The 13,060-nt window shown below is 38.9% G+C and carries 14 protein-coding genes; 7 read left to right on the top strand and 7 right to left on the bottom strand.

The features are described from left to right. Positions 1 to 80 precede the first annotated feature (80 nt). Entirely contained in the window at positions 81 to 740 is a 660-nt protein-coding gene (locus H5157_RS07720) for an NADPH-dependent FMN reductase (RefSeq protein WP_182724486.1), read from the top strand. 121 nt (positions 741 to 861) lie between these two features. Further along, positions 862 to 1,308: a hypothetical protein gene (locus H5157_RS07715; RefSeq protein ID WP_182724485.1), complete on the top strand. Its 447-nt coding sequence runs from the start codon at positions 862 to 864 to the stop codon at positions 1,306 to 1,308. 114 nt (positions 1,309 to 1,422) lie between these two features. On the opposite strand, the gene H5157_RS07710 is transcribed toward H5157_RS07715, so the two are convergent. After that, complete coding sequence (locus tag H5157_RS07710; RefSeq protein WP_182724484.1) at positions 1,423 to 3,438, bottom strand: TonB-dependent receptor; 2,016 nt, start codon at positions 3,436 to 3,438, stop codon at positions 1,423 to 1,425. Between the two features lie 225 nt (positions 3,439 to 3,663). On the opposite strand from H5157_RS07710, the gene H5157_RS07705 reads away from it, so the two are divergent. Continuing rightward, on the top strand, positions 3,664 to 5,481 hold the full coding sequence (locus H5157_RS07705) for a protein kinase domain-containing protein (protein WP_182724483.1): 1,818 nt from the start codon (positions 3,664 to 3,666) through the stop codon (positions 5,479 to 5,481). A 105-nt stretch (positions 5,482 to 5,586) separates the two neighbouring features. Here the strand turns inward: H5157_RS07705 and H5157_RS07700 are convergent, their stop codons facing one another. Both H5157_RS07700 and H5157_RS07695 read right to left on the bottom strand, forming a co-directional pair. Next, positions 5,587 to 6,117, bottom strand: coding sequence for a hypothetical protein (locus tag H5157_RS07700; RefSeq protein WP_182724482.1), 531 nt, complete (start codon positions 6,115 to 6,117; stop codon positions 5,587 to 5,589). Positions 6,118 to 6,130: 13 nt separating this feature from the next. Then, a complete protein-coding gene (locus tag H5157_RS07695; RefSeq protein WP_182724481.1) occupies positions 6,131 to 7,132 on the bottom strand; it encodes a YHYH protein in 1,002 nt (333 codons plus the stop codon). Positions 7,133 to 7,326: 194 nt separating this feature from the next. Here H5157_RS07695 and H5157_RS07690 point away from each other — a divergent pair, with 194 nt between their 5' ends. Beyond that, a complete protein-coding gene (locus H5157_RS07690; RefSeq protein ID WP_182724480.1) occupies positions 7,327 to 7,758 on the top strand; it encodes a DUF3859 domain-containing protein in 432 nt (143 codons plus the stop codon). A gap of 98 nt (positions 7,759 to 7,856) precedes the next feature. Here the strand turns inward: H5157_RS07690 and H5157_RS07685 are convergent, their stop codons facing one another. The 3 genes from H5157_RS07685 to H5157_RS07675 all read right to left on the bottom strand — a co-directional run bounded on the left by H5157_RS07685 (position 7,857) and on the right by H5157_RS07675 (position 10,023). Continuing rightward, positions 7,857 to 8,273: a VF530 family DNA-binding protein gene (locus tag H5157_RS07685; RefSeq protein ID WP_002960902.1), complete on the bottom strand. Its 417-nt coding sequence runs from the start codon at positions 8,271 to 8,273 to the stop codon at positions 7,857 to 7,859. A gap of 72 nt (positions 8,274 to 8,345) precedes the next feature. Continuing rightward, positions 8,346 to 9,338 (bottom strand): MDR family oxidoreductase, encoded by a 993-nt coding sequence (locus H5157_RS07680; protein WP_182724479.1) that lies wholly within the window; start codon positions 9,336 to 9,338, stop codon positions 8,346 to 8,348. A gap of 49 nt (positions 9,339 to 9,387) precedes the next feature. Beyond that, entirely contained in the window at positions 9,388 to 10,023 is a 636-nt protein-coding gene (locus H5157_RS07675) for a TetR/AcrR family transcriptional regulator (RefSeq protein WP_182724478.1), read from the bottom strand. A gap of 409 nt (positions 10,024 to 10,432) precedes the next feature. Here H5157_RS07675 and rmf point away from each other — a divergent pair, with 409 nt between their 5' ends. Then, the gene (gene rmf, locus H5157_RS07670; RefSeq protein ID WP_002960897.1) at positions 10,433 to 10,603 is read left to right on the top strand and encodes a ribosome modulation factor; all 171 of its coding nucleotides are present in this window, start codon (positions 10,433 to 10,435) and stop codon (positions 10,601 to 10,603) included. A gap of 65 nt (positions 10,604 to 10,668) precedes the next feature. On the opposite strand, the gene fabA is transcribed toward rmf, so the two are convergent. Continuing rightward, positions 10,669 to 11,184 carry a bifunctional 3-hydroxydecanoyl-ACP dehydratase/trans-2-decenoyl-ACP isomerase gene (gene fabA, locus H5157_RS07665; RefSeq protein WP_002960896.1) on the bottom strand — a complete coding sequence of 172 codons (516 nt, stop codon included), beginning with the start codon at positions 11,182 to 11,184 and terminating at the stop codon, positions 10,669 to 10,671. A gap of 203 nt (positions 11,185 to 11,387) precedes the next feature. On the opposite strand from fabA, the gene H5157_RS07660 reads away from it, so the two are divergent. Further along, positions 11,388 to 12,245, top strand: a complete 858-nt coding sequence (locus H5157_RS07660; protein ID WP_182724477.1) for a 6-carboxytetrahydropterin synthase — start codon at positions 11,388 to 11,390, stop codon at positions 12,243 to 12,245. After that, on the top strand, positions 12,238 to 13,056 hold the full coding sequence (locus H5157_RS07655) for a M23 family metallopeptidase (RefSeq protein WP_182724476.1): 819 nt from the start codon (positions 12,238 to 12,240) through the stop codon (positions 13,054 to 13,056). Before H5157_RS07660 ends, H5157_RS07655 begins: the two co-directional genes overlap by 8 nt. The last annotated feature ends 4 nt before the right edge of the window (positions 13,057 to 13,060 follow it).

Here is a 13,060-nt window from a genome sequence, read left to right as displayed (position 1 = left end):
ATAAAAACGGATATGTGTAATACACATAAGCTAAAAGTGTTAGTGTTTAGATGTTATTCAAATACATATGAGGATTACATATGAAGTTTTTAGTGTTCTTAGGGACAGTGCGTAACAGCACGCCACCAAAACCTGCTCGCTTAGGTGAGAGAGTGTCTAAAGCCTGCATGGAGTGCTTAAACGAGCAATTCTCCGAACATGAGTTTGAGCTTATAGATGCACTTGATTACCCAAGTGATCAAGTTTTTAAACCACATTTTGCCTATGCTCAAGGTAAGGCGCCTTCAATGCTAAATACTTTAGCTGATAAAATTAAAGCGGCTGATGGATATGTAATGGTTAGCCCTGAATATAATCACAGTATGAGCCCAGCTCTCGCTGACTTACTTAATCACTTTGGTAGCTCACTATTTTCATATAAGCCCAGTGCTATTGTTACTTACTCTGCTGGGCAGTGGGGTGGACTCAGAGCGGCAATTAGTATGCGCTCGTTTTTATCAGAGCTTGGCTGCTTACCTGTATCAGCAATGATCCACGTACCAAAAGCACAAGAAGTATTTAATGATAATGGCTCTGTGCAAGCTGGTGAAGAGCAGTCACCGTGGTTTAATTATTTTCACCGTACTTTTGGGCAGTTGGTTTGGTGGGCAAAAGCTGCAAAAGAGCATAGTGAAAATGTAGATCCTCATCAAATGATAAAAAGCTTTAAATCAAATCCATCGCAGCGTAATGCCCCTTAACGAATACTTTTAAAATATAACTAATTTAGCCCTTAACTGGGCTAAATTTGTTTCTTTTATAGAAACTTAAAATATATAAATGTTACTATTAACATCTACTTATAAAAAAGGATGTTATATCTTGAAATACCTTACTCTTTTAAGTGTATTAACACTTAGTGCTTGCAGCTCTGTACAAAACTTAACGGCGCTAGGCGAAGGGACTACTGCTAATATGAATTTAATAGCTCTTTCGGAGCAGAGCGCGCCACAAGGTGTTAGCGGTACATTTAAGTTTTATATTAAAACTGCAGGCTCTCAGTTCGGTGACGTATTTTTAAATACCGAAGCTGACTATCGTGATCGACGTGCTATTACAATTTCAATTGATTCAAAAGTAGCTGCTAAACTCACCGAAAAATACGGACAATCAGCCAACACATTTTTTATAGGTAAAACAATTGAAGTAACAGGTGAAGCGAAGCGGGTAACTATCGATTTTTTAAGTAAAGGCAGAAAAACCAATAAATATTACTATCAAACACATGTTGCTGTTAACTCAATAAATCAACTTCGCATTGTTGAGTAACATCAGCCAGCTTGTTGAGGCATCGGATTAATTACTAAGATACTTATTGGCTAAGGGTATGTTTTACAGTGGTACTGTTCTTATATACAGTACCACTGTAAATCTCAATGAATACTAAAATAATAAACTTACACTTAATCGAGCTGTTCGTGGCTCTATTGGATGAAAGTGGTTATCTTCAACGCCTTGTGCTGATTCGCCAGGTAAACGCGATGCATAATAGTAATCTATATCGTGGTCGGTGCTATTAAATAAGTTAAGTAATTCAAAGTTTACTTTCCAGTGAGTCTGCTCATAGCTAATTGCGCTATTTACTACTGTTAAAGGCTCCGAACGCTCGTCACCATCGCTAGTTAATGTACGTTTGCCAATATGGCGAACTCTAACTGATGACTGCCATTGCTCACTTAAGTGCCAATTTAAACCTGTACTTGCAACAACAGGAACAGCACCTTCTATATAATCATTATTGTCATTAATATCTAAACGTGAATGCGTGAACGAGGTTTCTGCGTCGATACTAAAGCTGTCGTTAATCCAATAATAAGCGCTTATTTCTAATCCGTAACGTTTAGATGCATCACTTGGTTCTGTGTTACCCGCATCGCCAACAAATAAAAGCTCTGAGTCGAGTGTTAGCCACCAAAGTGCAGCTGATAGATTAAACTTTTGCTCATCAGCAAATCGGACGCCTATTTCAGCGCCTTCACTTTTAACTAATAAGTCAACTTGCTCTGCTTGCTCACCGGTAACAGGGTCAATATTAATAGTAGATCCGCGCGCATCATTTGAATGAAAAGATTGTCCCCAATTAGCATATGCAGCTACTAAATTTGTAAAACGGTAATTTAAACTCCCTTTAAAACTTACTAAATCATCCTTTGCTTTTCCTGAATTTACGGCGGTAATACTAGTCACGTTTGTATCAAAATAGTCGTACCTAACGCCAACGGTTGCTTCAAGTTTTGGAGTAAGTAAAAGTTTAGACTCCCAAAAGCTTGAGTAGCTCGTTTGCTTTAGTTCATCTTGCCTAACCGTACTAAGTCGCTCTCTTGCTTGTGTGTTATAAAGCCCTACGTTATCTATGTCGTCGTGGCGAAGCTCAATACCTACGGTATGTTGTATGTTTATATCTGATGTTTTGGTTTCAAACTGGTAGCTTATATCTGTTCCATAAATATTTCGGCTATCTTGCTGATTAAACTGATCGCCATTAATTGGATCATTTAAAAAATAACTAAAATTAGAATACAGGTTTAAATCGTAATTAATTACATAAGCGCTGGCTTTTATATGCTCGCCCTGCCAGTTACTCGATAAGCTATAACGGCTAGAGCTACCGCCAAGTGTGGTGTCAAGAGAGCCTAATTGAGTAATTAAATTTTGTGATATAGCGCGCTGTGGAATTTGATCTGCTGAATTCCATGTATTGTCGTATGCCATGGCACTTATTGATAAGTCACCATCAAAAGCTTTACCAACATAGCGCAGTAGGGCATTCTTTTTATTTACATCTTCGTTTATATCATCCCATGGGCCGTCATAGCCTTGCCATTCTGCCGCTGCAATGAGCTTACCTGTTGCAATGTTAGTAGATCCCAGTACAACAGCGCGTCTATAATTATCTTCTCCTATACTGAGTTCAACTTGGTGATGTTTTAGGTTATCAGTAAGTTGAAATTGAGCACTACCAGCGGTTGAAAAGTCACCTTGGCTTGCGCTATATGAGCCTTTTTGATAGTTAATAGTTGAAATAGACTCAGGGATTATAAAGTTTAGGTCGGTGTAACCTTGTCCGTGGCCATGGCTGCGCATATTAATTGGCATGCCATCTATGCTGGTGGCAAAGTCGGTGCCGTGATCTAAATTAAACCCCCTAATAAAGTACTGATTAGCTTTACCAGAGCCGCTATGTTGAGTGACCGCCATACCTGGGATTAACTCTAACATTTCGGCGCTTCTTAACATTGGGCGCTGCTGAATTTCACCTTGACCAATAATACCGCTAGATGCGCTGATTGACTCACCAATTAACCCATCTCTGTGACCATAAACGGTTAATTTTTCTATGTTTGCATAGCTATAACCACTATACAAAGCGCCTAGCGCTAAAATTGCTAATGTTTTCATGACTAAAATCCCTATCTAATGTATTTGTTATTAATGCAGCTATGTTAAATACGGCTTAGATAATTTATTGGATGCAACATTTGTTGGTTATTTGTAACTATTTAGGGGTGAGTAAAGATGGGTAACTTAAAAACTACGCCGCACGCTATTGTAATCTTATTACATAAAACTAATAATCGAGTGCTTTAAATAACTGTATAACACTAACAAGACAGAGAGCCCGTATTGAAAGCCAAAGAAATCCGCAATTTTTACATTAACGAAGAGCAATCTGTTTATTTGCTTTCGCACCGCGATGCTAAAAAGCACCGTCAGTGGCTTAATATTTGTATTAAGCAGTTAACAGTGTTGGGCTATAAAAACGTTGAAATGATTGGCTCGGGTGCTTTTGGCTTTGTGTTTGCAGGAGATGACGATAACGGCTTACCTTGGGTATTTAAGTTTTCGCGTATTACTCTTGCTCAAAGTGTGCGTGACCGCCTAGAAGACGAAGCGTATATGCTTTCGCAAATTAATAACCCCTTAGTGCCTACCTTTTATGCTTTTGAACGTATTAAAAAACAAGGGATTTTAATGATGGCACGCGCCATTGGAGAGGACCTTGAAAAAGTATCGCTTAAAACAGGGCGCTTTAGTGCCGCGCAAATAATGGCGCTCGCGGTTAGGCTTCGTAATGTACTGGTTGATTTACGCAGTCATAAAAATGGCATTAGCCCACAACCTATAGTGCATGGCGATATAAAACCTTCAAACCTTGTATGGGATGCAAACACTGATGCGCTGTCGTTAGTGGATTGGGGGAGCTCTGTGTATGCACAGTTAGATAGTGATGGTAATCCTGTTGCGAGTAACTTTATGGATTTAATGTCGGGCGATTTAAGTACAACGAATGCGCGTATGGGCGATGTGTACTTTATTGGTGAAGCGCAAATGTCGGGGGAGCAATCATCCCCACGATTTGACGAACAAGGTGTAGCCGCTACGTTGTATGCGCTAGCGTCGGCGCAGTCATGTCGCTTTGGTGCACAAGCTATCCCAGCAAGCAGCTTAGGGCTTCCAAAAGAGCTGGCTAAAGTCATTGACGGTATGCTTTCTAAAAGTAAAGCTCAACGTGATGGTGCTGGTGATTACTTTATGCGCAACATTACAACTATGGCGAAAGCGTATTTACCTGAGTTTGCTAAAAAACCAAAAAAAGCAGATATCCCTTTTTGGTATGGCAACGACGAGCAGCCCGACACGGTGGTATATAGTTCACGAAAACAGTTTTTACGCCAAGCCGATCATAACCAGCAATTACTAGATATAAACGACGCGCAACTTGACCGCTATTATAAAGAGTTTTTATTTGATACAGGCGATACCGAAAAAGCATTTTTAGCATCAATAAGCCGATTAGCTAAGTACCCTGTAGTAGGTGGGCTTAGTTTTCATTGGAAGGATGAGTCAATGTTTGTTGAATCATCTTTAATTATGCATGACGAATCATTGGGTGATGCGTTTAGCGATGCGATTAATAACACGGTAATGCTTGCTCAAGCGATTAATCAAAAAGGGTTATTTAAGTGTTGTTTGTTTGATGCCCGTAAAACCATTCAGTTAGAGCGAGATGGCACCGGTGCATTTAAGTTTGATAGCCTACCAGAGCTTGAATACGAAGTTGTAAGCATGAAAGCTAACGACATAACCCGCCCACATTCATACTTTGAAGACGGTAAAGACCCTGATGAGCAACTACAGCTACCTAAAAAAGTTATTAAATGCGTATTTGAGCTTAACCAAATTCATCATACGGGGTGTATTATTTTTGAAGCACTGCCGGACAGAATGAAGATTCATCATTACTACCGTTTACTCGATTCGAGCAAAGAGGTTGAGTTTAAACGCCTTCTTAATAAACTTATGCAATATGCGGTAAATATTACGGACGTGGGTGTTGCGGGCTTTATGAAGTTGCCATATAAAAACACCCGTGAGTTTAGTTTATGTGAGCAGCAACAAGAGCATTACTTTCCTAAAAATCCTAAGCTTGTATCTTTATAGAAAGAACCCTTCACTAAAGAGTGTTAAATAAGAAGACAAAGATAAAAAGAGCACAAATTGGTTTAACTTGTACTCTTTGCCACTTAATTATTTAGGTAAGTATTACTAATTATTAAATACCTTACTAAAGGGCGACGTTGGTGATAGCTCAAATTGATGAGTTAGCTTTTGCGTTTTATTAGTCGCTGTAATTTGATAATGCTGCTTGTGCTCATTGTTACTAAATAGCTTAACGTTAAAGTTAACTTTGGTTAGTTTACTAGGCAAAGAGTAGCGCCCAGTAATGGTTACTTGGTCTATATTGTCGCTTTTATGTTTATGCGACGCTTCTGGGTTTAGCAAAAGTCCGTCAATAGTAAATTTATACTGATGATCCGCTAAATAAACGTTCTTTTTAACTCGTTTAGTTATTAGCTTTTTATGAGCGTTAAACTCAATTATTGACACTTTGCCATCCTTGTTTTCATCAACCCCTTTAAAAGCCGGCATAGGGATTGAAAGTACAATAAACACGTTATTATCAACAAAATTCAGCGTACCGTGCTCTGCAACTATTAAATGCGCGTTTGCTAATGTTGATGTGCTCAATAAGCCCAATGTGGTTACACTTAACAGATAATTTTTTATATAAGGCATAACTTACTCCTAATTAAACTTCGCCTTTAACGCAGCGTTGAAAAAACGGGTAAGTGTCTGTTGCGTAGTAGTGGTATATCCCATCAGGAAACTCAGGTGTTACGCCAACGCGGCCATTACATTCATCTAAATCACCAGAGCCTGCTACGTATTCCCAATCTTGTGCAAATGTACCTAATGGGTATATATCGGTAGAAGGGCGGTTTGCGCTTACAGATGTTATGTGTTGGTAGCTACCGGTCATTACGGTTAGCGCTGAAGTTGCATCATTTGAGTCTGCATAGCCGTAACGTGCATATATAGGAAAGCCATCTGCTGCCCAGCCTATTAAAGTCATAGTGGAGCTATTGCCACCTCGCAGTGTTACAAAGCCTTCAGGCATACCATGATAATGATATGTGCCATCGGGTTGTACGTGTGCATTGTTGTCGTCTGTTCCAAAACTAAACGTGTCTTGGCTTAAAGCTTCTATATTCCAATTACCGCTGTTGTCGCCTAAATCACAATCGGTGCCTGAATCATCGCAACTTCCGCCTGTGCCGGCGTCTATTTTAATGCCGTTAAGTACAACACCTATCATTCCACGAGGACCCCCAAGCATGGTTGCTTGTGTTGTTTCTACAGGCTCAAGTGTGTAGCTTTCATTTACTGATTGTTCAGAAATAGTATTTGGGTTATCGGCATTAGGGAATGTACCTACTTCGTGATCAGGTATGCCATTAGCGACTATGTCGCGTGTAGTTCCTGTGCATGACCAATCTGCCACGCTGGTGGCCTGTACTGATACTGACTCGTTATATTCACTGTAGCTATATTCACAAAGCACGCCTTGGGTTGAGCTACTCGTACCTGTACCGTTATCTAAGGTGGTTGGTGATGAATCTGTAGTTGTTGAGGTATCAACTATGCCTTCGCCATCTCCGCAAGCAACTAACGATGAAACAACTAGAGCCAAGGTGCTTAGTTTTATAGCATTTACCCTATTTCGATTATTATTAAGTGCGTGTAGTTTCATTGCTGCTTACCTGATCAATTAAGTTACTCAAACAATAATCAGCAATTGTGCAAATAATGATGACAAATTAGCAATGATGTAAATAGACGAAGTATTAAAGCTAAGTTGAGATTTAACTTTATTGGATTGTGTTTTATTTTAAAATTTCAAAAGTTAAACTAATGCAAAAATAGCTAATATAAAAGGTTACCTTAATGGCTAAAACAAAACCTGTAGTGACGTTACAAAGTCACGGTATTTACTCTAAGTGGGATAGCGAAAGTAAAGCACTGCCACAAATAGAGCAATTTACAACAAATGTAATAGCTGAGGTAGATGTTGAGTTTGGCTTAATCGTAAATATTAAAAAGGGTAAAGGCGAAAAGCTTCACTATTGTATATATCATCCAGATATTCCAGACAGTCACGGTGATGTAATGGACCCCTTTGAAGGCGATGTATACGTTAAAAACAGTGATTGGAACTTTTATTTAGGCGACACGCTTTGGTTGCCAATAGAGAATAAATTGGGTGATTGGCGTATGACGATTGAGCTAAATGGGAAAATTATTGCTGATAAAACTTTTAAGGTGGCATTAGAGGTAGAGCGTACTGAAACAGATTTTTGGAAAAACCGAGGGTATTGATTTCTATTTGTTAGCTATATGGTGTGGATGTAATAAAAATTAATAAAAGAGAGTTGTAGAGCCATTTAAAATAGCTCTACAAAATTAAATCAGCGTGTTTAGTTACCCCAAGGGTTACTAGAATTAGAGCGTTGTTTGCGATCACGAGCACGTTGCTTTGATGCTTTTTTTTCCATAATACGTTTTGCATCACTAAAACTTAACTCACATGGCTCACCAGGTTTATGATCAGCTGGGATCACGCGATCACGTGGCGGTAATTCGTATTGCACATCATCAGGTCTAGGTAAGTTTTTTAGGCGATAAAGGTAAAAGTTATCTACTTTTTCTTGTGCCCATTGTGTTTTACGTAAAAATTTAACCGCTGACTTTATATCAGGATTGTTTTTAAAGCAGTTAAGTTGTAAATAAGCGTGTAGGAGCTCCCACCCGTATTGTTCAACCAGCTCTTCAACCACTTGTTCTAATTTAACGCCTTGCAGTGGATTATTACTGAAAAGTTCTTGGTTGCTCATAGGTGTTGCCTCGTTATTAAAATACAAATTGCATTATAAATTTAATAACGAGGCTTTAACAGAGTAAATAGCTTAACTTTGACAATTAACTACAACACGACCGCGAATTTTGCCTTGCATAAGTAGCTCTGCGTTATCAATTACGTGTTCTAGTGATATTTCTGTCGAAATTTTATGTAAGTAATCAGCGTTTACTAATTTTGCTAAACGATCCCACGCTTCAATTCTGTCGGATTTAGGGCGCATTACGCTATCAATGCCTATTAGTGACACACCACGTAATATAAATGGGGCAACTGAGGCAGGTAAATCCATGCCTTGGGCAAGTCCGCAGGCGGTTACTACACCCCCATACTTTAATGATGCACAAATATTAGCAAGTGTATGGCTACCTACTGAATCTATTGCCGCTGCAAAGCGCTCTTTTTGCAAAGGCTTACCAGGATTTGAAAGCTCGTTTCTGTCAATTACCTGTTTAGCACCTAACTCTTTTAAATATTCACTTTGATCTAATCGACCCGTAGCTGCTGTTACGTTGTAGCCAAGCTGGTTTAATAAATAAATAGCAAAGCTGCCTACGCCACCATTGGCACCTGTTACAAGTATTTCGCCAGATTCAGGGTTTATTCCTTGTTTTTCCAGAGCTATAACACTTAGCATAGCGGTATAACCGGCTGTACCTATTTGCATCGCTTGTTTTGGAGAAATACCTGCAGGCAAGGGGATTAGCCAATCGCTATTAAGTGCCGCTTTTTGAGCAAGCCCGCCCCAATGTTTTTCGCCTACACCAAAGCCATTTAATATTACGGTATCGCCATTTTTAAATTCATCGCTGGTGGAATTTGTAACCGTACCCACTAAATCGATACCTGGCACCATAGGAAAACTGCGTACAACAGGGCCTTTACCCGTAATTGCTAAACCATCTTTATAGTTAAGTGTGCTGTATAGCACGTCGATAGAAACGTTTTCGTTTGGTAAATCACTGCTTTCGATAGTCGATAATGAGGCGCTGTAGTTATTATCTTCTTTATTAATAACAATGGCTTTAATTGGGTTATTCATAGGATATCCTTTTAGACCGATCGTCTTTTAATTGGTAAATAAAAACGCATTAGGTTAGTAATGCGCGTAAAAACATTTCTGTATATAAAGTAAGTGGGGTATTTGATTTTGTGAGCTTGGCGCGCATAACCGCACCTTCCCAGCCAATCCAAAAGTACTCACTCATCAATTTTGTATTTACATGACTTGCAATAGTGCCTTGTTGCTTAGCTTGGTTTAAGCAAACCTCTACATGGTTTTGCCAAGCGGTGTAGCTTTGCATTAATCTGGTTTTAAACTCATCACTTAAATGGTTAAGCTCTTGATTTAAGTTACCGACTAAACAGCCACGTTTGTAATCGTATTTTTTCATTCCTTTAATTGCGCTTTGGGTAAAATTAACGATTCGCTCAAGTGGGGGAATATCTTCTTGCTGTAGGTAATGGGTAAGCTTTGCAATAAAGTAACTGTCGTATGCATCAACGAGGGCAATGCCGTAGGCTTCTTTACTTTTAAAGTAATGATAAAAGGAGCCTTTAGGTACAGCCGCTTTTTTTAAAATAGTATCGAGCCCCGTGGCGCTAAAGCCAAATTCAGTTAAGGTTTCTAGGCCCGTGCGAATAAGTAACGCTTTGGTATCGGCGTTCTCTCTGGCTATTTTAGGTGGGCGACCACGGCGTATTGGTGTTGATGTATTTTTGTCCATGTACATATATTAGACCGATCGACTTTAAATAATCAAGCATAAATTTAAATTGTTTAAAAATACTTCAAGTTAGGGGCGGGCTACTAATTTAAGATTAATGAAATAAAAGTGTCACGATTACATTTTTGTTTGGAACTTAGTCAATATTAGTCGGTCACAAATAAAGCACATAAGTGCTTTTTAGCGATTATTGAGTCGCATTTTATTTAGCATAAAACCGGTCAAATTAAATGTTGTATGACCACTTACTTTTTTAAATGTTAATTCATTTTTGCATCAGCAGCTTAGTTAAAGTCAAACAATTTAATTGCTTTTACGATTTGAATTTTACATTTTTATTAACTATTCATTAAATGTAGATTTCACTAATGCTACACAATATACAAATAAAAAGGTGAGGATATTACCGATGAAGAGACAGAAAAGAGATCGTTTAGAAAGAGCTCATTCTCAAGGTTTTAAAGCAGGTTTAGCAGGTCGCTCAAAAGAGCTATGCCCTTATCAACAAGTAGATCCCAAATCAGAGTGGTTAGGAGGTTGGCGTGAAGCGATTGAAAACCGCAACATGTACAAAACCTAAAATCAATAATAGAATTTAAGCAAAAAGGCCTCCACGTTGGAGGCCTTTTTGTACGCATTTAAAAATTAAAACGCGCTAGTGTCTTGGAACAAGCCCACTTTTAAATCTTTTGCTTCGTAAATTACTCGGCCATCTACTTCTACAGTGCCATCTGCAACGCCCATGAACAATTTACGTTTAATTACGCGTTTCATTACAAGGCGGTAAGTTACTTTTTTATTAGTTGGTAAAATTTGGCCAGTAAATTTAACTTCACCCACACCTAGCGCACGGCCAAGACCAGGGCCACCAGACCAACCTAAGTAAAAACCAACTAGTTGCCACATAGCATCTAAGCCTAAACAACCTGGCATTACTGGGTCGCCTTTAAAATGACAATCGAAAAACCAAAGGCTAGGGTCAATATCAAGCTCAGCAACAATTTCGCCTTTCCCATGAATACCGCCATCAGCAGTAATAGAGGTAATGCGATCCATCATTAACATGTTGTCACTTGGTAAACGGCAGTTACCTTCACCAAACATTTCACCTTGACCACACAGGATCAACTCTTCTTTTGTATAGCTATTTTTAGGTTCCATAACACTTATCTTCGCTTAGAAATTGCCAAGTACTTTAGCGTACACTTGTACGCTAAACAACTCGGAGCAGTTAAAAAATCAAAATATTGCATATTAAATAATCAATCAATCAACGCGATTGGTTTTTGCACTATAAAACCGCGCAATTACAATCAGAAATCATTATAATTAACGCTGTCTTATAACCAGTTTAAAGGAAGTTTATGATCCTTTTTGTTAACTCACTAACTGTGATTGATTTTTCTTACTTATGTAACAAACGCGGCGCCGTTGGCGAGAGCTGGATTGTTGATTTAACTTTGCACGGTAAACTTAACGAAGAGTCTATGGTTTTAGACTTTGGTTTAGTTAAAAAGCAAATTAAAGGCATTATAGATGAGTGTATTGATCACCGTTTAGCAATTCCTACAGGGCTTAATGGTACTGTATCTGAATTTGACGAGCATAAAACACTCGACTGTACATTTGGTGAAAATATTCACTTAGCTATGAGCGCTCCTCATCAAGCTTATTGCATGATTAACGCAGATGAAGTAACTGTTGAATCGGTTACCGAATTTTTAATTGCGACTATTTTACCGAAGCTACCAGATAACATCGAAAAAATTGAGCTGTCTCTTAAGCCTGAACACAGCCAAAGTTTTTACTATCATTACAGCCATGGCCTTAAAAAGCATGACGGTAATTGCCAGCGTATTATTCATGGGCATCGTTCTCAAATTGGTATTAGCCTAGATGGTATTTCTATGCCGCGCTTGCAAAAAGAATGGTCTCAAAAGTGGGAAGATATTTACTTAGCCACCAGTGAAGATCAAATTAACGCTGCTGATTTAAAACACATAACAGCCAAAGCGGGTGATGTATGTTTTGCTTATACATCGGCACAAGGCTATTTTGAAATGGCTATAAGCGAGTCTCGTTGCGACATTTTGCCAGTAGATACCACTGTAGAATGTATTGCTGAACATGTAGCTGGCCAAATTAAAGCCCAATACCCAGAAAAAGCAGTGAAAGTAACGGCTTATGAAGGTGTTGGAAAAGGATCGATTAGTTATGTTTAAAACACTTTTAGCAACAGCGCTTGTTGCCTCTGCTAGCTTTAGTGCTATGGCGCTTGAGTTAAAAGGACATTTAACACAAGGCGGTTTAGTTACTGGAAAGCTAGAAAACGCTAAATCAGTAAGCTTAGATGGCAAAAGCTTAAAACTTTCACCAAAGGGTGACTTTGTATTTGGTTTTGGTCGTGACGCTGAAACTACTCATACTTTAAAATGGGTAGATAACAATGGTAAATCGCATTCACAGCCAATAGCTATCACAAAGCGCGAATATAAAATTGATAAAATTACCGGTGTAGCTAAAAAATATGTCTCTCCGCCAAAAGAAGTTAGTGCGCGTATAAGCCGCGAAGCAGTTGCTGTGCGAAAAGCCAGAGAAGTAGACTCTGATTTATTGTACTTTTTAGACCCGGTTTTGAAGCCCGCAAAAGGGCGCATATCGGGTGTTTATGGTAGTCAGCGCTATTTTAATGGCGAGCCTCGTCGTCCGCACTTTGGCTTAGATATCGCGAATAAAACGGGCTCTCCTGTTTACGCGCCTATTAGTGGTACCGTGGTATTTGCTGAACCTGATTTATACTACTCTGGCGGAACATTAATTATTGATCATGGCCATGGTATTACCTCAACTTACATTCACTTAAGTAAGCTTGATGTAAAAGTGGGTGATAAAATTGAGCAAGGTAACAAAGTGGCTGAAATTGGTGCAACTGGACGTGTAACTGGTCCTCACCTAGATTGGCGTTTTAACTGGAAAGGCGAACGCCTTGATCCTGCATTACTAATGCAAGATACATTAGCAAACAAAAAGTAGAGAT

The organism is Pseudoalteromonas sp. SG43-3 (assembly GCF_014164385.1).
Lineage (GTDB): Bacteria > Pseudomonadota > Gammaproteobacteria > Enterobacterales > Alteromonadaceae > Pseudoalteromonas > Pseudoalteromonas distincta.
The sequence above is the reverse complement of the archived record's forward strand: the minus strand, read 5'-3'. Positions and strand labels throughout refer to the sequence as shown.

Coding starts and splice junctions, on each gene's coding strand:
- H5157_RS07720 (WP_182724486.1), top strand. CDS start 81: ATGAAGTTTTTAGTGTTCTTAGGGACAGTGCGTAACAGCACGCCACCA.
- H5157_RS07710 (WP_182724484.1), bottom strand. CDS start 3,438: ATGAAAACATTAGCAATTTTAGCGCTAGGCGCTTTGTATAGTGGTTAT.
- H5157_RS07700 (WP_182724482.1), bottom strand. CDS start 6,117: ATGCCTTATATAAAAAATTATCTGTTAAGTGTAACCACATTGGGCTTA.
- H5157_RS07695 (WP_182724481.1), bottom strand. CDS start 7,132: ATGAAACTACACGCACTTAATAATAATCGAAATAGGGTAAATGCTATA.
- H5157_RS07690 (WP_182724480.1), top strand. CDS start 7,327: ATGGCTAAAACAAAACCTGTAGTGACGTTACAAAGTCACGGTATTTAC.
- H5157_RS07685 (WP_002960902.1), bottom strand. CDS start 8,273: ATGAGCAACCAAGAACTTTTCAGTAATAATCCACTGCAAGGCGTTAAA.
- H5157_RS07680 (WP_182724479.1), bottom strand. CDS start 9,338: ATGAATAACCCAATTAAAGCCATTGTTATTAATAAAGAAGATAATAAC.
- H5157_RS07675 (WP_182724478.1), bottom strand. CDS start 10,023: ATGGACAAAAATACATCAACACCAATACGCCGTGGTCGCCCACCTAAA.
- rmf (WP_002960897.1), top strand. CDS start 10,433: ATGAAGAGACAGAAAAGAGATCGTTTAGAAAGAGCTCATTCTCAAGGT.
- fabA (WP_002960896.1), bottom strand. CDS start 11,184: ATGGAACCTAAAAATAGCTATACAAAAGAAGAGTTGATCCTGTGTGGT.
- H5157_RS07660 (WP_182724477.1), top strand. CDS start 11,388: ATGATCCTTTTTGTTAACTCACTAACTGTGATTGATTTTTCTTACTTA.
- H5157_RS07655 (WP_182724476.1), top strand. CDS start 12,238: ATGTTTAAAACACTTTTAGCAACAGCGCTTGTTGCCTCTGCTAGCTTT.